Below are 26,214 nucleotides of genomic sequence, written 5' to 3'. Positions count from 1 at the left end.
GTGCATTACGTTTTGCGTAACTCTAGTACGCATTGCGTAATTCTGAGATAGGGGTTAACCTGCAAGCACCGCAGGCACCACGCCGCCCCTACGCGCCCTAAAATCCGCCTGAACCCAACCGATACCCCAGCGTCCCCGCCCAGCATGGAAAGCAGGAAAACCACCCCCCGTCGCCCCGCGGCCAAAGTCGCCGAAGCCTCGACGTCCCCCAAAGTCGCGAGAGAGACCAAGGCCGTAGCCGCACCGCGCGAGCGCCGCCAGCGCGTGCAATCCGCGCAAACGGGCATGGCCGTGCTCAAGGGTCTCGCGCGCCTGGGCGGCCGCGCGAGCCTCTCGGGGCTCGCCGCCTGCGTGGGCGAGAGCCCCGCGAAGGTGCATCGCTATCTCGTGAGCCTGATCGAGGAAGGCCTCGTCGCGCAGGACACCACCACCCAGCAGTATCTGCTCGGCGTCGAGGCCATGATGATCGGCGTGGCCGCCATGCGCCAGGCCGATCCAGTGCGCATTGCGGAACCCGCGCTCGTGCGCCTGCGCGAGACGCTCGAAGTGACGTCGTTCGTCGCGGTGATGGGCAACAAGGGGCCCACGATCATCCGTTTCGAGGAGCCGGGGCTGCCCGTGACCGTCAACGTGCGGGTGGGTTCGGTGATGTCGCTGCTATGGTCGTCCACGGGCCGCGTGTTTCTCGGCCTGCTCGACGACACGCGCGTACTCGCGCAAGCGCAGGAAGAACTCTCGCATGCCGACGCTTCGTTGCGCGCGCAACTGAATGCGAGTGACCCGATCGGCACGCTGCGGCGCGACGTGCAGGCGGCGCGCTGCGCGAGCGTGCGCGACACGAATCTCAAGGGCATCAGCGCCGTGTCGGCGCCGCTCTTCGATCACACCGGCAAGCTCTGCGGCGTGCTCACGGCGCTGGGCGCCACGGGCGGCTTCGACGCCACGCCCGAGGGCCCGAACGGGCGCGCCGTACGCCGCGAAGCGGACGCCGTGAGCGCCCTCCTCGGCTACGTGGCGCGCGGCGCTTAACGCTTCGTCAGCGTGGTCGGCGCGGGGGCGGACGGCTTCGTTGGCGCGGGCAGATAGCCGTCGTTCAACGTCTTCAGGAAGGCGATCACGTCGTCGATATCGCGTGCGTTCCACGCCGGGCGCTCGCCCGCCTTGCGCGTGAGCGGCTCGTCCACGGTGTCGATGTTGGCACGCAGTTCGGGCGGCAGATCGTCGAACTTCACCACACGGCCGTGCGCGTCCTTCGAATACCACTTCGCCGGGTTCGTGTCGCGCTCCACGTAGAAGCGCAGCGCGTCGCGCAGCGTATGGAAGCGCCCGTTGTGGAAGAACACCTGGCGCGTAGCGACGTTGCGCAGCGTCGGCGTCTTGAAGAGCCCGCAGTACAGGCGATTCTTCGCCGCGTCCGTGCGAATCGGGCCGCACAGGCCTTCGTCGTAGTACTTCGGATCGCGGTTCGCGCGCAGTTCCGGATTGCGCGGCACGCCGAGCGCCTCGAACTGGAAGTCGGTAAATAGCGGATGCGCGCCGTTCGCGCCTGGCTGGTCGATGTGGCATGACGCGCAGTTGCCGCTGTTCGGATCGTCGAACAGCTTCTTGCCGCGCATCTCGCTCGCAGTGAGTTGCGCCCGGCCGTCGAGATACGCGTCGAACTTGCTCGTGTAAGGACGGAAGCCCGGGTCCTCGAGTTCGTAGCGCTCGACGGCGGCCATCGCCTGGCGCAGCGCCGTGTCCTTCGAGACAAAAATCGTCTCGCCGAACACCTGTTTGAAACGCGCCGCGTAGGGCGCGCGCTCGAGCTTCGCCACCACGTCGCCCGCATCGCGATTCGCCATTTCGTTCGCGTTGAAAAGCGGGAACAGCGCCTGGTCGTGCAGCGTGTTGAAGCGCCCATCCCAGGCGAAGCCGCCGGACGGCGGGCTATCCGCATCGGTCAGGCGCTCGTAGATGCTCGCGGCCTGCACGTGCGTCCACACCGGCGTGCGGTTGAGCACGTAGGCGAGCGTGGGCACCGCGCGCGTGCCCTGCGAACGCAGGTCGGGCCCGCCGAACTGCGCGGCGAGGCCGTTGGGCGGACCGTAGGCATGCGCGGGACTATGGCAGCTCGCGCACGACATGCGCCCCGAGGCCGAGAGCGCCGGGTCGTTGAAGATCAGCTTGCCGAGCGCCGCGACGTCGCTATAGGGAACGCTCTGGGCAGCTTGCTTGGCAGTGGCCACGGCGACAGGCTGCGCCGCATCCGCCGCATCCGCCGCATCCGCCGCATCCGCCGCGTGCGCCTCTGATACGCCAAACACCGCCACCGCGGCAGCGGTGGCGGCGAGCGCAGCGGTCACGGCGCGGCGCGCCGTGTGGCTTGCGAAAAGAACGGTCATCGGCTTAGAGGCTCGTGAAGATATCCTTGCCGAAGCCCGCGAGACCAGACTGGCCTGCGTAGCCGAGGTAGCCAAGGCCGAAGATGTCTTCGATGCTCTTGAGCATCGAATAGTGGTTGTATTGCACCGTCGAAACCGTGCCCGGCTTGATGTACTTCGAGATCATCACCGCACCCGTGCGGTCGCCGCCGTAGCTTTGCTTGGCAAGCACGAGGTCGATGTTGCCCGTGAGGCCCGTTGCGCTGATGCCGAGGCTCGACAGATACGCCGCGGGCACCGTGCCCATCTTCGCGCTTTGCGGGAACGCACCGAGGTTCGGACCCGGCTGCTGGCTGCAGCAGGTGGTGCCCGAGAACGTGAAGTCCACTTCGCTCGTGTTGGGCATCGTCACCGACGCGTAGCTGCTTTCGTCGAAGTTGATGATGAGCAGACCGTCCTGCTTGAACGCCGGCGACGCCGTGATGATGGGCACCCACTTTTGTAGGAACGCATCCGCCGAAACGAGGCCGCCCGTCGCGCCGTTCGCGCACGGCGAGTCATGGCCGTCGTCGCAGGTGCTCGGCGTAATCAGGTTGAAGTTCGCCGTGGTCGACACTTGCTGCAGGTCGGTCGTGAGCTGGTTCAGATTCACCACGTTCTTCTCGCAGTCCGGCGAGTCGATGATCGAGTGGAAGTACATGAACGGGTTGTGGCGTGTGGCGTACGAGTCGCCAGCCGGCGTCGTCGCGTTCGGCGCTTCCTGGGTGTTCGTCAGGTCCGTGGTGCCCAGCGTCGGGTGGCCGCACGTGGCCGCCTCGCGCGCCGGGTCGTTGCCCATGTCGCCTTCATAGCCCTTCCACGTGAGCCTGGCCGCCGTGAGTTGATCCGCAATCGTTTTCACGCTGGCCGGATACACACAGCCCGTGCCGATCGCCTGGCCGTCCGGGGTCGTGCCCGTGAGCGTGAAATCCTCATAGGTCGTGCAGTCGTTGTCGGTCTGCAGCGTGGGCGCCTGGCCGCTGATCATCGAGATGTAGTTGTCGAGGCTCACGTGACCCGTGCCGTAGTACTGCTGCACCAGCGCGCCCTGTCCGGCGAGCGTGGTCGCGAGATACGGTGCCTTCGTGTTCGCGCCGAACGTCGTCGTGTAGTTTTCGTTTTCGAGCGTGATGATAAAGACGTGCTTGATTGCCTGCACGGTGCCGGCCGTCGACGGGCTACTGACCGACGGGCCGCACGCGCTCACGAAGAGCGAAACGAACAGCGCAGCGAAGATGGAGGCAATCGACGCAGAAAAGCGCGCGCCGATCTTGCCGGTGAAGCGAACAGCCATGGGAGGTCCTCTGTGTGTCGAGTCGTTTTTGGTTTTTTGCCGCTATGGGGCTTGGGAGCGCTTGCGGCTTTTTGTGCCCTGTCGATGTGCAATGTCAGGGCGGCGCAAGCTTACGAAGCCTTTGTGACGCTTACATGAATAAAGGGGGTTTTACGACCGCACGTTCGAAAATCGTTCCAAAGAACCATGCTTGCGCACACAACCAACAGGCGCGCGCGGCGAGGCACCGCCATCGCGATTCCCCGCCCGCCGCGGTGCAACCGGCTATCATGTGAATTCACACGGTAGATGGAACGAATCAATCACATGGCTTCCCCACAGGAAAACGTCAGCATGGCGGTGTTCTGCGACTTCGAGAACGTCGCGCTCGGCGTGCGCGACGCGAAGATCGACCGCTTCGATATCCAGCCCGTGCTGGAGCGGCTCTTGCTCAAGGGCAGCATCGTCGTGAAAAAGGCCTATTGCGACTGGGAGCGCTACAAGGGCTTCAAGGCCGCGATGCACGAGGCGAGCTTCGAGCTGATCGAAATTCCGCACGTGCGCCAGTCGGGCAAGAATTCGGCCGATATCCGTCTCGTCGTGGACGCGCTCGATCTCTGCTACACGAAGTCGCACGTGGACACGTTCGTAATCGTGAGCGGCGACTCCGACTTTTCGCCGCTCGTCTCGAAGCTGCGCGAAAACGCCAAGAAGGTGATCGGCGTGGGCGTGAAGGACTCCACCTCCGACCTGCTCGTCGCCAATTGCGACGAATTCATCTTCTATGACGATCTGGTGCGCGACCTCGTGCGCGATCAGCACGCGCATGGCAAGGGCAAGAGCAAGGACGCCGGCGGCGCGAAACGCCAGGGCGGCGAGGAGCGCCAGCCCAAGCAGGACGGTGACGAGCGCAAGTCGAAAGCCGTTGCCTTTGCGATCGAAACGCTCGACGCGCTCGTGCTGGAGCGTGGCGAAAGCGGCAAGATCTGGGCTTCCGTGCTCAAGAGCGCCATCAAGCGCCGCCGGCCTGACTTCAACGAGACGCGCTACGGCTTCCGCGCGTTCGGCAATCTGCTCGAAGAGGCGCAGTCGCGCGGCCTGCTCGAAGTGGGCCGCGACGACAAGTCGGGGACGTGGGTTTCGCGACTGAACCCGCCCCCGCTCGCGGCTGCCGCCGCCAGCGTGTCAGCGCCGGAAAACACGGGGGCGCGTGCCGAGGAGCCGCGCGGCAGACGCAAGGGCCGTCGCAATGGCCGCGGCGGCGCAGCGGGCACGCGCGAAACGGCAGTGGAGCAACCGGTCGAGGCGCAGGGCGAAATTCCGTTCGAGCCTGACGAGGCGCTCGCGCACGCAGCGCATCGGCACGAAGCCGCGCCGCCCTTCTCCGCCGAGCCATACGACGCGAACGGGAGCACCCACGCGCCGCAAGAGACATACGTGGCACATGCGGCGCCCGAGCCGGCTGCCGATGTCGAGCCCGCCGCGCCCACCCCTGCGCGAGCGCGCAAGACGCCGGCCCGCAAGAGCCCCGCGCGCAAGAAGACCTCGAAGAAAGCCGCCGAAACACCGGCCAGCGCCGCGGACGAACCGCCGAGCGCTGCCGTTGCGCCGGCCGAGCCCGCTGCAAAGAAGGCACCGTCGCGTGCGCGCCGCGCGCGCAGCAAGGCCGCTGCGGAAGAAAGCTGAATATTGCGCCACACGCGCCGCTCGCAGTGGGCGGCGCGCGGCGCATCGGTCAATCGCCGAACGGATTCGCGGGGCGCTTGCCCGTAGCCGGCGGCGCTTCTTCACTCGCGGGCGCGGTATCGCCGAAAGGATCCTGCTTGCCCGACGGCCTAGCCTCGCCAAACGGGTTCGCGGCCTGCGCGGGTTTCGATCCGCCGAACGGATCGTGCGCGTCGGCCGCCTCGCCGGCATCGACCTCCACGGCTTCATCCTGTGCCTGTGGGAGGTTGTACTCGGCCCGCACCTGCTCCAGCACACGCGCCACGCTCGCTTCGAAGCCAGCCGCGTTATGAAAGTGCTGCATCGTCCAGTTGCAGCCGCTGCGGTCGGGCTCCTGCAGCTGAGGGCGCGGCACGCCGATCTTCACGCCGTCGTCGACCACCTCCTGGAGCTTGTGGACGCGCCGGTGCACTTCCTCCTGCAGCCGCGAAGCATTGAGCGTCTTGCGCAACATTGCGAACCTCCTTTCCTGTACGCGTCACGTCGCGCGAGTCTAGCGCAATGGCTCGCTCGCGTCGCTACGTGGCCGGCACGTTCATGTGCGCGAGCGCATCGCGCATCGAATCGCTCGGCACCACGAGTTGCCCCGTGAACGGCGTATCGAGATCGGCGATCACATAGACCGCCGACGAAATCGACACCGCGCCGAGCACGATCAGCACGATCGCCAGCGCGTTACGCGGCGCGACGAGCCCGAAGCTCAGGAAGATCAGGATCAGCCAGAGCGCGAGCATCGTGAAGAACGGCCGCGAAATCGTGCCGTGCGCCTCTTCGATGAGACGCCAGCGCGTATCGGTCACGCGATCGAACATCTGCGAGAGCGGGCTCACGAGCGCCTGGTGGTACGCATCGCCTGGCGCGAGCGTTTCGATTTCGTGCCCGACCGAGTCGAGCAGCGCACCGAGCGGCCGGCTTTCGAGTTCGTCGTTGCCGACGCCCGGATCATGCGGATAGTAGTTGCCCGGCGGCGCCTTTTCCTGCGTCCAGGTCGAGGCGATGGCGCTTGCGGTATAGGCGCGCAGCAAGGTGCGCGCCGCGGCCGCGTCGGGGCCGTATTCGCGCAGGCGTTGATCGAGCTGGATCAGGTCGGCGGCGTAGGCGCGCATGTCGTTGGTCGCCGTATCGAAGCTCGATTTCGCGGACGCGGTGAGCAGGCTCAGCACGAGCGCCGCGAACGTCACCAGCATGCCGATCACGAGTTGCACGAGCTGCACGGTTTCATGCTTGCGATGCTCCTCGGGCAATAACGGCCGCAACAGCACGCCAAGGCCCGTGCCGCCGAGCAGCAGCGCGAACACGAGCAACGCCGACTGGATTTCTGTCATGGCGACGGCCTCTGTGCTTGGGCGGCGGTGTTTTTCACCTGCGCGGCGGTGTCGGTGTGCGCCGCTATGGGTGTTGAGGGCGCCGGTTGCGCTTCGGCGCCGCCAACGCTCAAAGCGTCGATGCGCGTATGAATCTCCTTCGCCTGTGCCTCGCCCGGCACGAGATCCGGATGCGCCCGCGGCACCGCGAGCTTCCACGCGGCGTCCAGCTCGCGCCGGATCGAATCGTAGATCTCCTTCGAAATCGAGCGGTCCTCGTACATGGCCTGCACGCGTTCGCGCCCTTCGCGCAGCGCGTAGAGCAGCAGCATGCGCCGCTCGAGCACGTCCGAAGCGTGGCCGAAGCAACGGCGCACGTCCGCCAGTCCATGCTCGGCCGTCGCGATACGCGCCTTGAGTATCGTCTTGAGCAGCGCCGCGAGACGCTCGCCCAGCAGCGGCGTGAGGCTGCGGTCGTTGAAGACGATCAGCTGATGCAGCACCACCCGGCGACACATCAGGAGTTCGAAGCGATCGGCAAGCGCGTCGCCATACGGCTGCCGCACGCGCAGCCAGCGATAAAGCAGGCGCGCGACCCGCATCTCGATCGTATCCGCGAGTATTTTTGCGGCGGCGCGCTGATAACCGAGGCGCCCGCCCACGCGCGCCTCTTCGATCATGGCGTCGGTGTTGCGCATCATGGCGTCGAGATTGCGGATCGTAATGATGCCGCTGCCATACTGCGGAATGAGATCGCGCTCCTTCGCCGCGAGGGTCACGAGGCCGATGACGAGACGCTCGCGGTCGGACAGCGCCGCTTCGAAATCGAATGCCGTCGCGCTCATGTCGACGCTGCGCCGGAACGTGTGGCAGGCCTGGTCGGCGATCGCATCGGGAATGTGAAAGGTGCGGGCCGCCATATGCACGCGCTCGGAGACACCGATCGACGAAAGTTGCACCGCCTTCTGCTGCAGCGCCTGCTCCTGGGGCGAAAGCAGATCGAGGTGCAGCCGCCGGATCAGCAGCTTGAGCGACGTGCCGTTCACGATCAGGCTCACGAGCACGAAGCCAGTCGCGAGAATCGCGACGAAGCGGCGCGTGGAATCGGGCAGCGCCGTGTCCTGCGCGAGGCCGAGCGCGAGCACGAGCGTCACCGCGCCGCGCAACCCACCCCATGCGATCACGAGCTTGTAGGCGGCGCTCACGGGCTCGGTGAGCCGCATTCGGCTCAGTAGCGGCAGCATGCCGAACACCACGACGACGCGCGCCGCGAACGCCGCCACCACCACGACGGCGAGCGCGATGAGGTCGATCCACTGCGCGTTGCGCAGCGTGGCCGGAATCTGCATCGCCGCGAGCAGAAAGATCGCCGCGCCTGCCATGGCCGCAATCTGTTCCCAGATTAGTTGCAGATGCTTCCAGTTGACAGGCGACAGGCGCGTGCTTCCCAGACCGCTAATGACGAGCCCGGCCGCGACCACGGCCACCACGCCCGAGACGTGCAACATCTGGTCGGCGAGGAGATAGAGCGGATACGGCAGCGCGAAACTGAGCGAGATTTCGGCTTTACCCTCGCCGCCCAGCGCCGGCAGGAGCCACGCGAACGCGCGCCCGGCCAGCGCGCCAACCAGCAGCCCACCGCCGAGCGCGATGCCGAGCGCGCGCAGCGCGGCCGTTGCCGAGACATTGGCGGCGTCTCCCGTGATCGCGGCGATCAGCACGCTGGCAATCGCAATGGCAGCTGCGTCGTTGAGCAGGCTCTCGCCTTCCACGAGGCGCACGAGCCGCTCGGGCGCGCCCACTTCACGAAACACGGCGAGCACGGCGGAAGGGTCGGTCGTCGCGATCATCGCGCCGAGCAGGAGGCCGTCGGCGAGCGGACCGAGACCTGTGAGCCGGACTGCGCCGCCCACCATGCCGGTCGCAACGAACACGGCCACCACGGCAAGCAGCAGAATGGGCGCCGCGTCGCCGAGCATCTCGCGCACGTTCACGCTGAGCGCGGCCTGGAACAGCAGCGGCGGCAGGAAGATCCACAGGTAAGCCTCGGGCGGCAGCCGAGGCGCAAGCGCGGGCATCACGAAGTTAGCGGCGAGCGTGGGCCAGGCCTCGCCGCTCACGAGATAGATGCCGCCCAGCGTGAAACCCCACGCGGCGAGCAAGACCGATTCGGAAATCGCCCAGCGCAGGCTCACCGCCTGGACGAGGGCGATACTCGCCAGCAGAAAGCCGCTCAGGAGAAGGACGTGGATGACCATGGCGTGCAACCGTCACGGTGCCGGTAGCCACACCACCGTCAACGACCTCACCCCTTGTGCCCCCTGGATCAGCACGCCTTCGATATCGGCCGTCGCGGACGGCCCTGTGACGAGCGCAGCGTAGCGCGCGCTGCGAAAATCGTCGCGCCGGTATGCGTCCTGCAGCCCTGCCACCAGTTGCGCGGGATCGAGCAGCACCACGAGATGCTGCACGATATAGCCTAGCGCATTCACCACATACTCGCGCTCGCTCAGCCACAGCGACCCCGTTTCCGCCACGCCGAAGCGCGCGCGCACCACGCCCACGTCGACGTCTTCGAGCGAGGCCGGCTTCGTGGCGGCGCTGATCTCGCGCGTGCCCTGCACCTCCGGCGTGGCCGACGCGATGCGCGCCTCGCTGCCAAAACGGCGCAAGATCATGGCACGCACATCGGCCGCGCTTTGCATCGGCGTCTCGCCGCCGCCCATCAGTTTCAGTGCGGCGCCAAAGCGCTCGCGCAGATCGCCGGCGGGCGCTTCGAACAGCGGCACCTCGGGCAACGGTTCGTGCGCGGGCTGCGCGGCGCGCACGCGCGCGAGGAACGCCTCACGATCCGCCATCGCCACCTCCCTTGCGGTTTTTCCGGTACCACGTGTGGAACGTGGTATGCGGCACGTGCGGCAAATCGCGCTGTTTGCCCCAGATATTGAGCGGGTTGTAGAGCATGAAATTCGGCAAGCGCCGCAACGCGCCCTCGAGCGACTTCACCGTGCCGCGATAAAGCGTCGGACTGCCGAGCAACCGGCCAGCCATCTTCAGCACTTCCTGCTTCACGAACGGCACTTCGTGCTTTGCCGCGATGACCTGCCGCCACTGGTAGATCTGCTCGTGAATATTGATCTTCACGGGGCACACATTCGTGCAACTGCCGTTGAGCGTCGAAGCGAACGGCAACGCGCTGAAGCGTTTGAGGTCGAAGGTCGGATTGATGATCGCGCCGATCGGCCCCGCATAGGTACTGCCGTACGAGAGGCCGCCGCTGCGCCGGTACACGGGACAGGTATTCATGCACGCGCCGCAGCGAATGCATTTGAGCGAATACCAGAACTCGGGCATGGCGAGCCGCTCGGACCGGCCGTTGTCGACGAGCACGAAATGCATTTCCGCACCGGGCCGCGGCGCGCGGAAATGCGAGGTGTATTGCGTGATCGGCGAGCCGAGCGCACTGCGCGAGAGCATACGCACGAATACGCCGAGATCGGACAGGCGCGGAATCAGCTTCTCGATGCCCATCGAGACGATGTGCAGCGGCGGCACGTTAGCGGAAAGGTCCGCGTTGCCCTCGTTGGTGCACACCACCACCGTGCCCGTTTCGGCCACCGCGAAATTGCACCCGGTCATGCCCGCCGTTTTCTCGCGCACGAACCACGGCCGCGTATTCATACGCTGGCTTTCCGCCAGATAGTGAATGTCGTTGTTGTGCGGGTCCGTGCCGATGGTGCGGCCGAACACTTCGGCCACGTCGTCGCGCAGCTTGTGCACGGCGGGCACGACGATATGGCTGGGCGGCTGCTTGTCGAGCTGCTGGATGCGCTCGCCAAGGTCGGTCTCCATCACCGAAATGCCGCGCGACTCCAGGTACGGACGCATTTCGCACTCGTCGGTGAGCATCGACTTGCTCTTCACGAGCGCCGTCATGCCGCGCTCGCTCAGGATGCGATACACGATTTCGTTGTGTTCCTCGGCCGTATCCGCGAAATGGACCTGCACGCCATTGGCTTGCGCCGTGCGCGTGAAATGGTCGAGGTAGTCGGCGAGATGCGAAAGTGTATGCGCCTTGATTTGCGAGGCGAGCGTGCGCAGCATTTCCCATTCGGGAATGGCGTGCGCCTGGGCGTCGCGCTTCGAGCGCAAGTCCCACAGACGCTTGTCGTGGAAGGCGACATGCTCCGGCCGAGAGAGAAACGTGCCAGCGAGCTTCGCGTGTTCGACTCGCTTCATTCGCGCGCTCCGTTGAGCACCTGGGCAATATGGATGAAGCGGATGTCCGCGCTCATGCGCTCGGCGCAGCCCTGCTGGTGCATGAGGCAGGACATGTCGGCAGAAACGATGTATTGCGCGCCCGCGCTCACGTGATCGACCACCTTGTCCTGACCCATGCGCACCGACACGGCTTCTTCGGTCACGGCGAACGTGCCGCCGAAGCCGCAGCATTCGTCGGGGCGCGCCGGCTTCACGAACTCGATGCCCTTCACGTGTTCGAGCAGTGCGAGCGGCTTCGAGAAGGTCGGACCCGCGATTTCCGAAACGGAAGCTTCCTTCAAATGGCGCAGCGCGCTGCAGCTATTGTGCAAACCCACCCGCCACGGAAATTCGGCCCAGGGGAATTCGCGCGCGCCCAGCACGTCATGCAGGAACTCGACGAGCTCATAGGTGCTCTCGCGCACCTTGCGCACGGCGTCGGTCTGCTCGATCGCCGTGAAGTGGTCGCGCACGTGACTCACGCAGCTCGCCGACGGCCCGACGATATAGTCGTAGCCCGCGAAGGCGCGCGCAAACACCCGCTCCGCGCCCGCTGCCTCGGCCTGCGCGCCGCTGTTGGCCATGGGCTGGCCGCAGCAGGTTTGTTCGAGCGGATAGTCGACCTCGCAGCCGAAACGCTCCAGCAGTTCCAGTGTGGCGATTGCGACTTCGGGGTAGAACGCGTCGATGAAGCAAGGGACGAACAAGGCAACTTTCATGCGCGGGCTCACACGAAAAGCGGACCCGAACATTCTACTGCCGAACGGCGCGGGCGTCGCGCGGAGCGTGTACGCGCTGCGGGTTGCCGCGGCGCATCATGCTGCGCCGCGGCTTTTCGCTCAAAAGTTATGGCGAATGCCCGCGATCACGGCAAGCTGCTTGTCGGTATTCGAATTCACGAGGTTCGGAATCTGCGCCAGGTTCTGCGTCGCCCCGCTCGCGGCATCGATCCCGAGACCGGCCCCCGACGACTTCTGGCCGATCGCCACCGCATAGACCGCCGTGCGCTTGGAGAGGCTATAGACCGCGCCCAGGTTGATCTGGTGAAGCCGTGTGGACGAGCCGCCGTCCGGATGCGCGTCGTTGAAGATATAGGCGAAGCCGAACTGCAGCGCGGGCGAGTATTGCCACGACGTGTTCAGCTCGGCAATATCGAACGAGACGTCCGCGCCCTGGGGTCGCGCCGCATCCGCGAAATAAAGACTCTGCGAGAGACGCGTATGCGTATAGCTGAGCGCCACGCTGACCTTGTCGAACGCGTACGAGCCGCCCGCGCCGAAAATACTCACGCGCTGGGCATTTTGAAGTTCGCAGTACGATGCATTCGGATTGCTGCAACTGAAGTCGCCGATATAGCCGGTCTCTCCGCCCAGCGCTGCCTGCAACGGATTGCGCAGCTCGAGGTAACCGGCAGAGAGCGAAAGCGGCCCGTTGGCGTAATTCGCAGCCACCGACCAGCCGCGGTTCTGCGAGAAGTTCCCCGCCACGCCGCCAAAACTGAACAGGCCGCCTAGCGTGAAGCCGCCGAAACTGGGACTCACGTATTTGATCGAGTTATTGAAGTTGAACGCTTCGTTGAGATTGTCCACGTCGCCGAAGTGCGAGCCATAGAGCGTCGCCCAGTTGTTGCTCGACACATAAGCGCCCAGATCGTCGGAAAACGGATCGTACTGGCGGCCCAGCGTGAGCGTGCCGTAGCGGCTGTTCGCAACGCCCACCCAGGCGTTGCGGTTGAAGAGCGTGCCGCCCTGCAATAGCGCGCCGTTTTGCGAGAAGAAGCTGTTTTCGAGCGTGAAGTTGACGCTCGTGCCGCCGCCAATGTCTTCGCTGCCCGTGAGGCCCCAGCGCGACGGCACGAGGTTGCCGCCGCCCAGTTGCCAGTTCGCGTGGCCGCTCGTGCTGCCGTCTGCGTGCGTGGTCTGCTGGTTGGTCGAATAAATGAGGCCCGCGTCCACCGTGCCGTAGAGCGTGACTGAAGATTGCGCGTGTGCACTAATCGCGAGGGCGCACGAAGCCAGCGCCAGCGCCGTGCGCTTGACGTTATTTGCCATGTCGTTGTCTGTTCGAAGAGAGGTGGGCCGCTGCGCTGCATGCACGTGCGCGGCCGGAGCGCGGCGCCGGGGCGCGCCGCACTTGTCAGGGACTGCGTGAATCGGGGGCTTTGCGCGAAGCGCGTCCCGGGCGTCTTGTTATTGGCCGAAGCGCGCGTAGATGTCCGGCCGCGAGCGCTTGAGCACGAAGGCGATCAACACGCCGATCAGCGCCACCGCGAGCACGAGCCACGGGAACGCGCGCACGACGGGGCTATCGGAGCCGGCGAGCGCGTCGAGATTGCCGATCAGCACGATGCCGATGGAGAGCAGACCGCAGCCACCCAGCACCGGCGCGAGGAACGCGTGCCAGACGCGCGTATCCTTCTTCGTGGCGCGGAAAAACGCCGCCACCGAGAAACTCGTGACCGCCTGCAACATGACGATGCCGATGGTGCCGAGCGCCGAGCCCCAACTGAACACGATATTGAACGGATCGCTGCCCGCGACTACGAAAAGGCCCACCGGCACAGCGACCGAAAGCGTCTGCAGATAGCTCGCGAGATACGGCGATCCGAACTTCGGATGCAGGCGGTCGAGCACCGCGGGAAGAATCCCCTCACCCGAGAGCGCGTGGATGTAACGCACGATCGTGTTGTGGAACGATAGCAGGCTCGCGAAGATGCTGGAAAGCAGCAGGAAGCTCATCGTCGTGGTCATCGCGCCGCCCAGGTACTTCGTCGACTGGATGAACCAGAAGTCGCCCGGCTGCTTCGTCGCGACGTCCGTAACGTTGCTGATACCGTAGGCGCAAACAATGGCCCACGTGACGAACGCAAAGAACACGAGAATCAGCGTAACGGAGACATAAGTGGCGCGCGGCACCGTGACCTTCGGGTCGCGGCACTCCTTGCCGTAGATCGCCGTTGCCTCGAAGCCGATGAACGACGCGAGCGCGAACATCACCGCGATGCCGAGGTGGCCGCTGAAGACGTGACGCGGCGAAAACGGCGCGAGCGTGAGGCCATCCGGACCGCCATGATGAATCACGATCGCGAGGCTCAGCAGCAGCAGGATGCCGAGTTCAAGACACATGAGCACGCCGAGCAGGCGGCTGTTCAAGTCGATGCCACGAATGCCGGTGAACTGCACGACCACGAGGCACGCGAATGAATACGCGTACCACGGCAGCGAACCATGCAGCAATGGCCCGAGCACCACCGTGCAGAAGAAGCCGAACAGGCCGTACAGCGCGATCTGGATGCTCGTGTACGAGAGCAGCGCGACGAGTGCGCCGGCCATGCCAACGGGGCGGCCGAACCCCGCCGTGATGTACGCGTAGAACGCGCCGGCGCGCACGATGTGGCGGCTCATCGAAGCGAAGCCCACGCTGAACACGAGCAGCACCACGCCCGCGATCACGAATGCGCCGGGAATGCCCGCGCCGTTGCCAAGGCTGATGGCGGGCGGCACCGCGCCCAGCATGCCGGTGAGCGGCGCCGCTGCGGAAATGACGAGAAAGACGATCTGCCAAAGCCCGAGCAGGCCGCGCTGTGAGTCCACTGCCACGTTGTCTCCAACGAGGTGAGCGGGAGAATACGGTTCGTTCATCGTTGCCTCTGCTGGTGTCTGTTCTGGGTTCGCCATACGACACGATGAAGAACCGCGTGCCTCTGGCGCTCGACGAATCGAATTTCCCGATTCGGATTGAGCGCATGGTAGGCAGCTAATAAACTCGCCGGCTTGGCGCAACGCGCCAATTACTCGATAAAGTGCGCCAGAGCTGGAGCGGGTTTTCACTTAACCGCTTTGAAGCAGTCGATATTACCTTCGGCATCCTGATTAATGCCGTGGATTGGGCATTCGTACTTTATTCAGCCCACAAACTTACTGGAAGCCATCAATTCGCTTTCATGATTTGCGCGCTAACGGGTTCGCTTGGCGCCTGCCCGGCCCCAGTTGCGCGTCGCACGCCATAGCACGGTGGCGTCGGCATAACCCACTGCGCGGGCCACGGCCGCGTTGGTCATGCCCTCCTGCTCGCGCAGCACCGCCACGCTGCGCTCGCGCTCTTCGCGAATGATCTGGCGCACGGAGGTCCCGGCATCGGCGAGATGCCGCTGCAAGGAGCGGTCCGAAAGCCCGAGGTCCTTGGCGATATCGCCGACCACGAGCTTCTCGCGCGCGAGCCGGCGCGTGACGAGATCGCGCACCTGGTCCACGAGGGTATGCGGGATCGTGTCGCGCGAAATAAGGTCGGTGGCGTGGCGCTCCATCATGCGCGCCATCTGCACGTCGGCACTCTTGAGCGGCGTGTCGAGATCGTGCGGATGCATGACCACGCCGTTTGCCGGCTGCTGGAAGCGCACCGGCACGCGAAAGAGGCGCAAATAGGGCTTGAGGTCCTCGGGTGCCGCGTGCTCGAAATGAATCTCACACGGCGTCCACGCCGCGCCCCGCACCTGGCGAATCATGTGGCACATGGCGGATACGCTGTACTCGGCGTCCTGCCGGCGCGGCCAGATCTGCGCATGCGCGATGCGATAGCTCCACATCGGCCATGCGTTGTCGCTCACGAGATCGACGGCCGTCGCGCTTTGCCACGAGCCGAGCGTATCGGTGAATTTACGGATTGCGGCACCGAGCGTGGGCGACGACATGAACACGAGACCAGCCGGCCCCAGTTCCGTGAGCTGCAGTTCGGCGCCTAAACGCAGGCCGAGAAAGGGTTCGTCGAGCACCTGCGCCGCGCGTTCGAACGCGCCCACGTAACGCCCCAGCGCCACGATTTCATAGGGGTTGGAAAGCTGCCGGCGACTCAGACCGAACTCGGCCAGCAATGCATCGCAGTCCGCACCAGCAGCGTCGAGTGCACGCACGATGGGACCCATCACGGCACCGCGAATCATCGGGAAACCGCTATTGACAGGCACTCTTTTCATGTCTCGCTCCATTAGGGCCTGTATGTGCCGACGTTTTAATCATCGATCGTCTCTGGCGCACTCTATCGCCCCTTTGGCGCGTTTTGCAAGCGCGAAAAAAATACGGCGTTTCTACGATTGACCCATCGACATCGCGTGAGACGAATGCGGATTCTTCATACCGTCCCATGCCCTGTTGCGCCCAACGCCATCCTTACGAAATGCTTATGAACACGAATCCGAATGCGCATCCGCTCGACCCGTTGAGCCTCGCCGAAATGCAGCTTGCCTGTGACATCGTGAAAGCCGCGGAGCAGCTCGATGAATATGGGCGCTTTCCTGTCACCGAATTGCGCGAGCCGCCCAAGGCGGAAGTACTCGCGTACAAGCACGGCGATTACTACTCGCGCCGCGCCTTCGTCATCGCAATCGATCGCACCCGCAGCCAGACGCTCGAATTCGTCGTGGACCTGCGCGAGAAGAAAGTGGAATCGCGCAAGGCGCTCGCCTTGCAAAACGCGCCCTATGGCCAGCCGCCCGTGATGATCGAAGACTTCATGAATGCGGAGCGCATCGTCAAGGAAGACGCGGCATGGCGCGAGGCCGTGAAAAAGCGCGGCCTGACCGATGACGAACTCGAGCGCGTGCAGGTCGATCCGTTCTCCGCGGGCGCCTTCGACCGCCCGAACGAGAATGGACGCCGCCTCGTGCGCTGCGTGAGCTACTACCGCGAGTCCCTGACCGACAATGGTTACGCGCATCCCATCGAAGGTGTCGTCGCCGTGGTGGACCTGCTCGCGCACAAGGTGATCGAGCTGATCGACGACGGCCGCATCGTCCCCATTCCGCGCGCAAAGCACAACTACGACACGCCGAGCCTCGGCGAGCCGCGCGCCACCGTCAAGCCGCTCTCCATCAGCCAGCCCGAAGGCCCGAGCTTCACGATAGACGGCTGGCAGGTTAGTTGGCAGAACTGGAAATTCCGCGTGGGCTTCACGCCGCGCGAAGGGCTCGTGCTGCATCAGATCACGTGGGACGACGGCAAGAGCGCGCCGCGCCCGATCGTCTACCGCGCGAGCGTGACCGAGATGTGCGTGCCCTACTCGGACCCCACCACAAACCATTACTGGAAAAGCGCCTTCGATGCGGGCGAATACGGACTCGGCAAGCTCGCGAACCAGCTCGAACTGGGCTGCGATTGCCTCGGCACGATCCGCTATTTCGACATTCCGTCCGCCGACGACTTCGGCAACGGCTTCAACATGAAGAATGCGGTGTGCCTGCATGAAGAAGATTACGGCACGCTCTGGAAACACTACGAGTTCCGCACCGGCGTGTTCGAGATGCGCCGCTCGCGCCGGCTTGTCATCTCGTTCTTCGCGACGGTGGGCAATTACGACTACGGCTTTTACTGGTACTTCTATCAGGACGGCACGATCCAGCTCGAATGCAAGCTCACAGGCATCATCCAGACCTCGGCGGTGGCGGATGGCGACACGTATCCGTGGGGCGGCATGGTCACCGAAAACCTGGGCGGCCCGACGCATCAGCACTTCTTCAACGCGCGCCTGCACATGATGGTGGATGGCGAGAAGAACTCCGTCACCGAGCACGAATTCGTGCCGCGCGCGATGGGTGCGGAGAATCCGTACGGCAACGTGTTCGATACGACCAAGCGCGTGTTCAAGACCGAGCAGGAAGCGGCGCGCAACGCCAACGGTCAGACCGGGCGTTTCTGGAAAGTCGTGAACCCGAACGTGAAGAACCGCGTGGGCGCGAATCCCGGCTACAAGCTCATCATCAACGACTCCCCACTCATGCTCGCCGATCCCAACTCGAAGGTGCGCCAGCGCGGCGGCTTTGCCACACGCCACGTGTGGGTCACGCCGTACGACACGACGCAGCGCTACGCAAGCGGCGACTACCCGAACCAGCACGCAGGCGGCGACGGCCTGCCGCGCTATATCGAGGCGAACCGCAACGTGGAGAACGAGGACATCGTGCTGTGGCACAGCTTCGGCCACACGCACGTGTGCAAGCCCGAGGATTTCCCCGTGATGCCGGTGGAATATGCGGGCTTCATGCTCAAGCCCAACAACTTCTTCTATGGCAATCCCGCGATGGACCTGCCGGGCGGGCGCGATCCGCACAGCGTGCAGGATGGTGCAGACGCGCCAGAAGCAAAATCGTGCTGCCATAGCAAGCAGTGAGCACGCGATGATGCCGTGCGAGCGCCGCCTTGTTGTGATGCACGCAGCACGCCCGCTGTGTGTCTGGGCGTCGATCACGGGCGGCGCGAGCGCGCTTGCGGGCGGCGTCATGATCGCGGCGATGCAGGCCGGCGCGCCGTTTGCCGCATTCGCCGCGAGCGCGCTGGCCCTGCTCGCGATGGCGTTGATCCCTGGCGCGCTGGCTCGCGGTTTCGCCACGCGTGCCACCGTACCGATCGCGAGCGCACTCGTACTCACGATGGCGGCAATGAGCGCCGGGGCACACGCTGGCGAAACGCTTGCGCAGACGCCGCTCATTCTGGGCGGCGTCACCCTGATCGCCGCTGCGTGCATGCACTTGCGGCGCACGCGTGATATCGCGGCAACATCGGTGCATACGCACGCGACGGCGCCCGCATGGCGCGACGGCATGCTGCTCCTCGCACCCGCGCTGCTTGCGGGCCTGTCGAGCGGCGTGCTCGCGCGCTTCCAGTTTTTCGCGCTCTGCGGTGGCGTTGCGATATCCGTGACGCAGGTCGCGATGTCACTCGCCGTGGTGAGTCTCGCAGGCTGGCTCGCCGATCGCGTCGATTACCGCCGCGCGCTGCTCGTGCTCTTCATGTTGCGCGGCGCGCTGCTCGCGGCGCTCACGCTTGATTGCCTCGCGCCGTGGGCCGCGCTCGCCGCCCCCGCATTCGCCGTGCTCGACTACCTGACGCTTCCCACGCTCATACGCGGAGGGCGAGCGTCGCGCACGTCGGGTGCCGGCTGCCCCGGCCTCGCACATCACGCGGGCATGCTGGCAGGCGCGGCGCTCGCCACCACGTCATGGGGCTTTGGACAAGGTTTTTACGCGCTGTTCATCGTTGGGGGCGCGCTCAATCTTGCATGCGCGTATGCATTCGCGACGCCTCGCCGAATCCGTACGCACACGCCCTATCCTGCTTCATCTGCACTCGCTGCGAGCAGCACAATCGACTTACGCTGAATCAATCACCACCGAACAAAACATTCGCATTACTACCGAAATCAGGAGACGGTATGGACCGCCAGGACTTCACGCACACGATCCGCACACAGATGTTCGTCGACGGACGCTTTAGCGAAAGCGGCAACGGCCGCACGTTTGCCGTATTCAACCCCGCCACGGGCGCGGAGATCGCGCAGGTGCCCGACGCCAGCGACGCCGACATCGACGCCGCCGTCACCGCTGCGCGCCGCGCTTTCGAAGCCGACACGTGGCGGCGCATGCCGCCCGCCGCGCGCGAGCGCCTGCTGCTCAAACTCGCCGACCTCGTCGAGCAGCACGGCGAAGAACTCGCGGCGCTCGAAACGCTCAATCAGGGCAAGCTGCTCGGCTTCTCGAAGATGCTCGAAGTGGGCGGCAGCGTGCAATGGCTGCGCTATATGGCTGGCTGGGCGACCAAGATCGAGGGCAGCACCGTGGATCTCTCGCTCGCGTTCCCGCCCGGCGTGCGCTACAACGCCTCCACGCGGCGCGTGCCCGCGGGCGTGGTCGCCGCGATCGTGCCGTGGAATTTCCCGCTGCTGATGGCGGTCTGGAAGATCGCGCCCGCGCTCGCCTGCGGCTGCACCGTGGTGCTCAAGCCCGCCGAGGAAACGCCGCTCACCGCCATCCGCCTCGCCGAACTCGCGCGCGAAGCCGGCTTTCCGCCGGGCGTGTTCAATGTCGTCACGGGCCAGGGCGAAACAGCGGGCGCGGCGCTCGTGCGCCATACGCAGGTGGACAAGGTCACCTTCACGGGCTCGACCGAGGTGGGCCGCATCATCGGCAAGCAATGCGCGAGCGACCTCAAGCGCGTATCGCTGGAACTGGGCGGCAAGAGCCCCGTGATCGTGCTCGACGACTGCGATCCGCAGCGCGCGATCGAAGGCGCGGCCGGCGCGATCTTCTTCAATCACGGCCAGGTCTGTACGGCAGGCTCGCGCCTGTATCTGCCGCGCGCGCGTTTTGATGAGATCGTCGACGGCATTGCACAGGTTGCGCGCGCAACCGTGCTCGGTTCGGGTTTCGATGCGGCCACGCAGATGGGCCCGCTCGTTTCGGCGCGCCATCGCGCCAAGGTCGCCGGCATGATCGCACAGGGACGCGCCGAAGGCGGCGAGATCGTAGCGGGTGGCGGCGACGGCAATCGGCCCGGCTTCTTCATCGAGCCCACGGTGATTTCGAACCGGACCAACAAGCCGCTTACCGTCGTGCGCGAAGAGGTGTTCGGGCCGGTGCTCGTCGCCATGCCGTATGACGATGTCGAGGAAGCCGTCGCGGCGGCGAATGCTTCGGAGTACGGCCTGGGCGCGAGCGTCTGGACCAATCAGCTCGACCGCGCGCTGCGCGTGGTGGACGGCGTGCAGGCGGGCACGGTATGGGTGAACACGCACAACATGGTCGATCCGGCACTGCCCTTCGGCGGCTTCAAGGCCTCGGGCATCGGCCGCGAGCACGGCCGGGCGATCATCGACGCGTACACGGAGACGAAATCCGTCTGCATCGCCTATTGAGCGCCGCCGTGCAGCATTGTTAATCGAAATGGAATGATGAAACCCGGCGGCGCGCAATGATCGCCGTTGTGGTTTCGTCCATGATCGAGCCCGTTCTCACCACTCACGAGAAGGACTCCGATCATGAACGCATCCACGAACTCGCGCGGCGTCGCCATCGTCACGGGCGCCTCGCGCGGCATCGGCGCTGCGATTGCCGAACGTCTCGCACGCGACGGTTACGCCGTCGCCGTCAACTATGCATCGCGCAGCGCCGAAGCCGAGGCGCTCGTCGCGAAGATCGCGGCGGGCAGCGGGCGCGCCATTGCCGCGCAAGCGAACATCGCGAAGGCCGAGGACGTGCGCCGCCTCTTCGAGACCACCGCCGAAACGCTGGGCCAACCCACGCTGCTCGTGAACAACGCAGGCATCATGAAGACGGTCACGGTGGCCGATTCGACCGACGCGATCTACGACGAAACCTTCGACGTCAACGTGCGCGGCACGCTCAACACGCTGCGCGAAGCGGCGACGAAGCTCGCGGACGGTGGCCGCGTGATCAACTTTTCCACCTCCGTGCTCGCGATGAATCTGCCCGGTTACGCGCTCTATACGGCGAGCAAGGCGGCCGTGGAGACGATCACGCGCGTGTTCGCACGCGAGTTGCGCGGACGCTCCATCTGCGTGAACGCGGTTGCGCCAGGGCCGGTGGCGACAGAATTGTTCCTCAGCGGCAAAACCGAAGAGCAGGTCCAGCATTTCGCGAACATGCCGCCGCTGCAGCGCCTCGGGCAACCCGACGACATTGCGAGCGTCGTGTCATTCCTCGCGGGCCCGGACGGCGGCTGGGTCAACGGCCAGGTGCTGCGCGCGAACGGCGGCATCGTCTGACACGCCGCCCGGCGCGGGTTCGCGGCAGAACCCGGGCAGGACGTGGTCTGAGGGCAAGCCGTGGCGTGAAACCGCCGGTCACGGCCGGTGCTACACTCCGTGCTCGAAAACGGTAGAAAGACAGAGCCGGCGACATGGCGCGCCGGCTCATATTGCGCCCTCAACCACTCCAGACCATGTATTTGTCCATCTTCGCCGTCGGCATTGGCGGCGCGCTCGGTTCGCTGCTGCGCTGGGTTCTCGGGATACGCCTGAATGCCCTCTACCCTGAGCTGCCGCTCGGCACGCTTGCGTCGAACATCATCGCGGGCTATGTGATCGGCGTAGCGGTCGCATACTTCGGGCGCATGCCCCAGCTCTCCGCCGAGTGGCGCCTCTTCGTCATTACCGGCCTCATGGGCGGCCTCTCCACGTTCTCGACCTTCTCAGCCGAAGTCGTGTCGCATCTGCAGCACGGACGTTTCGGCTGGGCCGCGGGCGAGATCGCCATTCACGTGTGTGCCTCGGTCGTCATGACGATCCTTGGCATCGCAACGGTCTCGGCACTGATTCGTTGATCTGCAACGAAAACGGCCGCGTTCGCCATTCGCGAAACGCGGCCGCATGGGTGAGGCGACGGAAAGATCAGGCAGGACGCTGATAACCGCCCCGCAAACCGTTCTTCGAAAACACCCACTGCCACAGCTGAATGTCGCGCGCACGGAACGCCCCGGCACACGAAAGCAGGTAGTAGCGCCACATGCGGTAGAACCGCTCGCCCATCTGCGCCTTGAAACGCGGCCACGCGGCCTCGAAATTCGCGTGCCACGCCATGAGCGTGCGGTCGTAGTCGGCGCCGAAGTTATGCAGGTCTTCGGTCACGAAGAGACCGCCCGAAGCGTCGGCGATCTGGCCGATGGTCGGCAACTCGCCGTTCGGGAAGATGTATTTGTCGACCCACGGATCGGGCGTGGTGTCGCGGCGGTTCTTTCCGATGGTATGCAGTACGAACAGACCGTCGTCGACAAGACAGCGCTGAGCGACTTCCATAAAGGTGCGATAGTTCTTCGGGCCCACGTGCTCGAACATGCCCACGCTCGCAATGCGGTCGAACTTCTCGTCGAGCAGCCGATAGTCCTGCAGGTGGAATTCAACCGGCAGATCCTTGCAGCGCTCGGCGCCGAGCGCGGCCTGCTCCTTCGAGATCGTCACGCCTACGCACGACACGCCATAGTGTTCGGCCGCGAACTTCATGAGGCTGCCCCACCCGCACCCGATGTCGAGCAGACGCATGCCGGGCTTCAGGCCCAGCTTGCGGCAGATGAGATCGAGCTTGGCGTCCTGCGCCTCGTCGAGCGTCTTCGCGCCGCCCGACCAGTAGCCGCAGGTATAGGCCATGTTCTTGTCGAGCATCGCCTCGTAGAATTCGTTGCCGATGTCGTAGTGCTGCTGGCCCACCTTCCATGCCCGGCGCACGGTCTGGCGATTCATGAGGCGCGCCTTGAGCGCGTGGAAGACGAGACGGGAGGGATCGATCTGGTCATCTAGATGCGCGCGCAACACATGTGCGAAGAATTCGTCGAGCTGCTCGCAGTCCCACTGGCCGTCCATGTAGGCCTCGCCAAGGCCCAGGTTGCCTAGCGCCAGCACGCGCTCAGGCACCTGCGGATCGTGGATGCGCATGTCCCACGGCCGGGTGCCGTTGAACTTCACGTCAGCGCGCGCCAATAGCTGGGCTGTAAACCGCCAGGCCCCCGAAACGGTGGCCTCACGAACGGGTTGAGCTGCTTCGAGATCAGTCGTTGCCATACGTGCTCCATGCGGCTGGAGTCGGGTCCTTGGTACCTTGCTCCGATGCCATTCAAGAGGTTGCTTTCAAGACATTCGTCGTCGCGCGCGCTGCGAGAAACTCTATGATGCACCTACTTCAAAAAACGTGCAGGAACACGCACAGGCCATATGGGGCGGGCCATAATCGCAAACTCGACCCAAACCCATCGCCCCGGCGCGAGCAAACGGCGCGCCCGAACTGGAGAGACTGACCATGGCCTACGACGACAAAAACATCTTCGCGCGCATCCTGCGCGGCGAAGCACCCTGCATCAAGGTGTACGAGGACGACGCGACGCTCGCGATCATGGACGTCATGCCGCAATCCGAAGGCCACCTGCTGGTGCTGCCGAAGGAAGGCGCCGAGTTCATCTACGACCTTTCGCTGGAAGCCGGCGCCGCCGCGATGGCGACGGTGCAGAAGATGGCGGTTGCGATGCGCAAGGTGCTTGCGCCCGAAGGCCTGTTGATCGCGCAGTTCAACGGCGCCGCCGCCGGGCAGACCGTACCGCACGTGCACTTTCACCTGATTCCGCGCCGCGCGGGCGAAGAACTGCGCCCGCATGCGCGTGAAATGGCCGACATGGCGCAACTCGAAGCGTTGGCCGCGCGCATTCGCGCCGCGCTGTAAGCGATATGTAAATGCTGGCGTGGGCTGCGCTCAAGTTTCAAATGCCGTCGAATTGAACGAATTCGTCGAGCGGTACGCGAGCCGAGCGCCACTGGTTGATGGGCGCGTCCGGGTCTTCGTGACCGATCGCCATGCCGCAGAACACCATGCGTTCGCGCGGCAAGGCGAGAAACTCGCCAACGCTGTGCGCGTAGCGCGCCCAGCTTTCCTGTGCGCAGCTATGCAGGCCGGCTTCGCGCAGGAGCAGCATCACCGTCTGCAGGAACATGCCAAGGTCGGCCCATTGCGGCGGCCCCATCTGACGATCCACGCTGCAAAAGAGTGCGAGCGGCGCGTCGAAAAACGCGTAGTTGCGCGCGAATTGCTGTAGCCTGCCTGGCCGGTCGTCGCGCGCGACGTCGATGCTGCGGTAAAGATCCTCGCCCACCTGATAACGACGCTCGCGATACGGCGAACCCAGTTCGCGCGGATACACGTCGTACTCCATCTGTTCGCCCGCGGGCGCCTGCGCAATACGACCGGCCATGATCGACTTGAGCTTCGCAAGCGATTCGCCGCCCACGATATGAACATGCCACGGCTGCAGATTGCCGCCCGAGGGCGCGCGCGCAGCGGTATCGAGCACGCGGCGAATGACGACGGGGTCCACCGGATCGGGCAGAAACTGACGCACGGACTTGCGGCTGGTGACGGCTTCGCTGACCTTCAAGCAGATTCTCCTCGGGGGATCGACGAAGCATTATCGGCGATCCCCCGCACGGCTGCCGACGCTCGCCGCATAGGTCCGTGCTGGCGATTGCGGTAGGGATGTCCATTACTGAACACCCCCCGCACATACATGGACGCCCCCAGTTTGCCAAGCTTTCAGTCTTTGACGGCTCGAAGGTAGAGATTGCACTCATACATCCGGACTTTCGGTGCGGCGTTGCCGCTGTCCCTGATGGAATCCGCTGGCCAAGTTCTCAATAGATCCGTGTGCTCGAGGCACGCTGTGCGGGTCAGATTTCCGTGGCCACGGTCTTACCAGTTTTGCCATCAATTCATGATCACCTGAGCAATCTAGAGAGCTCCTGTTCTGCGGGGTTACGTTGACTACTTCAAGCCGCGCCGACTACGCGACGGCGATAGCCGTCGCGTAGTCGGCGCGGAATTCGCGGCCATTGGACAGCAATGCCCAGATAATGCGAGCATTCTTGTTGGCTAATGCAACCGCTGCCACGTTCGTGTTGCGACGCTTGAGTAGCCTGCTCAGCCAACCGTCTGGACGCTCCTTTCGCTGCGCCGCGTAGATCACTGAACGCGCTCCCTGAATCAGTAGCGTCCGCAGATACGAATCTCCTCTCTTGCTCATCCCCAGCAGCACGGTCTTGCCGCCAGTGGAGTTTTGCTTGGGCACCAGCCCAAGCCAGGCACTTACCTGTCGACCGCTCTTGAAGCTCTTGGCGTCGCCAATAGAGGCCACCATCGCACTGGCCGTAATCGGCCCTATTCCTGGCAGCTTGGCCAGCTTACGGCTATCGTCGTTCATGCGATGCCACGCGACGATCTGACTCTCGATCTCATGAACCTGACGATCGAACTCCTTCAACTGATCCAGTAGGCGTTGCACCAACAGACGGAACGAGCCCGGCAAATCATTGTCTGCATCCTCAATGAGGTCTGGCACACGCGTGGCAATGTGGGCGATGCCCTGCGGAATGACGAGCCCGAATTCGGCCAGCAGTCCACGGATCTGGTTGGATTGCGCTGTCCGAGCCTTTACAAACCCCTGGCGGACACGATGCAGCGCCAGCACAGCTTGCTGCTCGATATTCTTGATCGGCACGAAACGCATATTTGGCCGGCCAACCGCTTCACAAATAGCCTCGGCGTCAGCCGCGTCGTTCTTATTCGTCTTTACGTACGGTTTGACGAATTGCGGCGCCATCAGCCTCACATCGTGCCCCAGGCCGCGCAGCTTGCGCGCCCAGTGATGGGCGCTTCCGCAGGCCTCCATGCCAATCAGACACTGCGGGAGGTTTGCGAAGAAGACCGCCACCTGGTCGCGCTTGAGCTGTTTCCTCAGCACGGTCTTGCCATGCTCGTTGACACCGTGCACCTGAAATACATTTTTTGCCAAGTCGATACCTACGGTCGTAATCTTCATTGCCGGACGCTCCTCTTGGTATGGTTTGCAACCTTCCGCTCCACTATGACACGTCGCGGCCACCGGTTTGTGGGTGGGGGCGTCCATACCAATAGATCCCGGCGTGCCCAATT

Annotated in this window: 21 protein-coding genes and 1 pseudogene; 8 read left to right on the top strand and 14 right to left on the bottom strand. The window is 64.6% G+C overall.

All coding sequences use genetic code 11. The features are described 5' to 3' along the window. The first annotated feature begins 144 nt into the window (after positions 1 to 144). Positions 145 to 1,029, top strand: coding sequence for an IclR family transcriptional regulator (locus A3CW_RS49010; RefSeq protein WP_081772011.1), 885 nt, complete (start codon positions 145 to 147; stop codon positions 1,027 to 1,029). Here the strand turns inward: A3CW_RS49010 and A3CW_RS49005 are convergent. Together A3CW_RS49005 and A3CW_RS0138570 are read right to left on the bottom strand one after the other, a co-directional pair. After that, positions 1,026 to 2,384, bottom strand: coding sequence for a cytochrome-c peroxidase (locus A3CW_RS49005; RefSeq protein ID WP_081772010.1), 1,359 nt, complete (start codon positions 2,382 to 2,384; stop codon positions 1,026 to 1,028). The two genes, A3CW_RS49010 and A3CW_RS49005, sit on opposite strands and share 4 nt — an antisense overlap. 4 nt (positions 2,385 to 2,388) lie before the next feature. Continuing rightward, on the bottom strand, positions 2,389 to 3,696 hold the full coding sequence (locus A3CW_RS0138570; RefSeq protein WP_051482002.1) for an alkaline phosphatase family protein: 1,308 nt from the start codon (positions 3,694 to 3,696) through the stop codon (positions 2,389 to 2,391). 306 nt (positions 3,697 to 4,002) lie between these two features. Here A3CW_RS0138570 and A3CW_RS0138565 point away from each other — a divergent pair, with 306 nt between their 5' ends. After that, a complete protein-coding gene (locus A3CW_RS0138565) occupies positions 4,003 to 5,361 on the top strand; it encodes an NYN domain-containing protein (protein WP_081772009.1) in 1,359 nt (452 codons plus the stop codon). A 262-nt stretch (positions 5,362 to 5,623) separates the two neighbouring features. On the opposite strand, the pseudogene A3CW_RS49000 reads toward A3CW_RS0138565, so the two are convergent. The 9 genes and pseudogenes from A3CW_RS49000 to A3CW_RS0138515 form a co-directional block, all read right to left on the bottom strand. Continuing rightward, positions 5,624 to 5,854: pseudogene (locus A3CW_RS49000) on the bottom strand (hypothetical protein); the annotation flags it as partial. A gap of 64 nt (positions 5,855 to 5,918) precedes the next feature. Next, positions 5,919 to 6,725: a bestrophin-like domain gene (locus A3CW_RS0138555; RefSeq protein ID WP_028208299.1), complete on the bottom strand. Its 807-nt coding sequence runs from the start codon at positions 6,723 to 6,725 to the stop codon at positions 5,919 to 5,921. Next, a complete protein-coding gene (locus tag A3CW_RS48995) occupies positions 6,722 to 8,962 on the bottom strand; it encodes a cation:proton antiporter (RefSeq protein ID WP_063750905.1) in 2,241 nt (746 codons plus the stop codon). Before A3CW_RS48995 ends, A3CW_RS0138555 begins: the two co-directional genes overlap by 4 nt. A 12-nt stretch (positions 8,963 to 8,974) precedes the next feature. After that, positions 8,975 to 9,562, bottom strand: coding sequence for a LutC/YkgG family protein (locus tag A3CW_RS0138545; RefSeq protein WP_028208298.1), 588 nt, complete (start codon positions 9,560 to 9,562; stop codon positions 8,975 to 8,977). Continuing rightward, a complete protein-coding gene (locus A3CW_RS0138540; protein WP_028208297.1) occupies positions 9,549 to 10,943 on the bottom strand; it encodes a lactate utilization protein B in 1,395 nt (464 codons plus the stop codon). Before A3CW_RS0138540 ends, A3CW_RS0138545 begins: the two co-directional genes overlap by 14 nt. Next, positions 10,940 to 11,683, bottom strand: coding sequence for a (Fe-S)-binding protein (locus A3CW_RS0138535; protein WP_028208296.1), 744 nt, complete (start codon positions 11,681 to 11,683; stop codon positions 10,940 to 10,942). The genes A3CW_RS0138540 and A3CW_RS0138535 overlap by 4 nt, the downstream gene beginning before the upstream one ends. Before the next feature lie 120 nt (positions 11,684 to 11,803). Beyond that, entirely contained in the window at positions 11,804 to 13,015 is a 1,212-nt protein-coding gene (locus A3CW_RS0138530) for a porin (RefSeq protein WP_028208295.1), read from the bottom strand. Positions 13,016 to 13,153: 138 nt separating this feature from the next. Beyond that, positions 13,154 to 14,563, bottom strand: a complete 1,410-nt coding sequence (locus A3CW_RS0138525) for an APC family permease (RefSeq protein WP_051482006.1) — start codon at positions 14,561 to 14,563, stop codon at positions 13,154 to 13,156. A 356-nt stretch (positions 14,564 to 14,919) separates the two neighbouring features. Further along, on the bottom strand, positions 14,920 to 15,936 hold the full coding sequence (locus A3CW_RS0138515) for an AraC family transcriptional regulator (RefSeq protein WP_154678170.1): 1,017 nt from the start codon (positions 15,934 to 15,936) through the stop codon (positions 14,920 to 14,922). A gap of 206 nt (positions 15,937 to 16,142) precedes the next feature. Here A3CW_RS0138515 and A3CW_RS0138510 point away from each other — a divergent pair, with 206 nt between their 5' ends. The 5 genes from A3CW_RS0138510 (at position 16,143) to crcB (ending at position 22,072) form a co-directional block, all read left to right on the top strand. Beyond that, positions 16,143 to 18,125, top strand: coding sequence for a primary-amine oxidase (locus A3CW_RS0138510; protein WP_028208292.1), 1,983 nt, complete (start codon positions 16,143 to 16,145; stop codon positions 18,123 to 18,125). A gap of 37 nt (positions 18,126 to 18,162) precedes the next feature. Then, positions 18,163 to 19,113 (top strand): hypothetical protein, encoded by a 951-nt coding sequence (locus A3CW_RS0138505; RefSeq protein WP_154678169.1) that lies wholly within the window; start codon positions 18,163 to 18,165, stop codon positions 19,111 to 19,113. A 53-nt stretch (positions 19,114 to 19,166) separates the two neighbouring features. Continuing rightward, on the top strand, positions 19,167 to 20,645 hold the full coding sequence (styD, locus tag A3CW_RS0138500) for a phenylacetaldehyde dehydrogenase StyD (protein ID WP_028208290.1): 1,479 nt from the start codon (positions 19,167 to 19,169) through the stop codon (positions 20,643 to 20,645). Between the two features lie 123 nt (positions 20,646 to 20,768). Further along, positions 20,769 to 21,515 carry an SDR family oxidoreductase gene (locus A3CW_RS0138495; RefSeq protein WP_028208289.1) on the top strand — a complete coding sequence of 249 codons (747 nt, stop codon included), beginning with the start codon at positions 20,769 to 20,771 and terminating at the stop codon, positions 21,513 to 21,515. A 176-nt stretch (positions 21,516 to 21,691) separates the two neighbouring features. Continuing rightward, positions 21,692 to 22,072, top strand: a complete 381-nt coding sequence (gene crcB / locus A3CW_RS0138490) for a fluoride efflux transporter CrcB (RefSeq protein WP_028208288.1) — start codon at positions 21,692 to 21,694, stop codon at positions 22,070 to 22,072. 67 nt (positions 22,073 to 22,139) lie between these two features. On the opposite strand, the gene cfa is transcribed toward crcB, so the two are convergent. Further along, entirely contained in the window at positions 22,140 to 23,303 is a 1,164-nt protein-coding gene (gene cfa / locus A3CW_RS48990) for a cyclopropane fatty acyl phospholipid synthase (RefSeq protein WP_051482001.1), read from the bottom strand. Between the two features lie 235 nt (positions 23,304 to 23,538). Here cfa and A3CW_RS0138480 point away from each other — a divergent pair, with 235 nt between their 5' ends. Next, on the top strand, positions 23,539 to 23,955 hold the full coding sequence (locus A3CW_RS0138480; protein ID WP_028208287.1) for an HIT family protein: 417 nt from the start codon (positions 23,539 to 23,541) through the stop codon (positions 23,953 to 23,955). Between the two features lie 37 nt (positions 23,956 to 23,992). On the opposite strand, the gene A3CW_RS0138475 is transcribed toward A3CW_RS0138480, so the two are convergent. Both A3CW_RS0138475 and A3CW_RS0138470 read right to left on the bottom strand, forming a co-directional pair. Further along, on the bottom strand, positions 23,993 to 24,664 hold the full coding sequence (locus A3CW_RS0138475) for a nitroreductase (RefSeq protein ID WP_028208286.1): 672 nt from the start codon (positions 24,662 to 24,664) through the stop codon (positions 23,993 to 23,995). A 402-nt stretch (positions 24,665 to 25,066) separates the two neighbouring features. Beyond that, positions 25,067 to 26,101: an IS110 family RNA-guided transposase gene (locus A3CW_RS0138470; RefSeq protein WP_028208285.1), complete on the bottom strand. Its 1,035-nt coding sequence runs from the start codon at positions 26,099 to 26,101 to the stop codon at positions 25,067 to 25,069. Positions 26,102 to 26,214: the final 113 nt, after the last annotated feature.

This window comes from Paraburkholderia nodosa DSM 21604 (assembly GCF_000519185.1).
Taxonomy (GTDB): domain Bacteria; phylum Pseudomonadota; class Gammaproteobacteria; order Burkholderiales; family Burkholderiaceae; genus Paraburkholderia; species Paraburkholderia nodosa.
The sequence above is the reverse complement of the archived record's forward strand: the minus strand, read 5'-3'. Positions and strand labels throughout refer to the sequence as shown.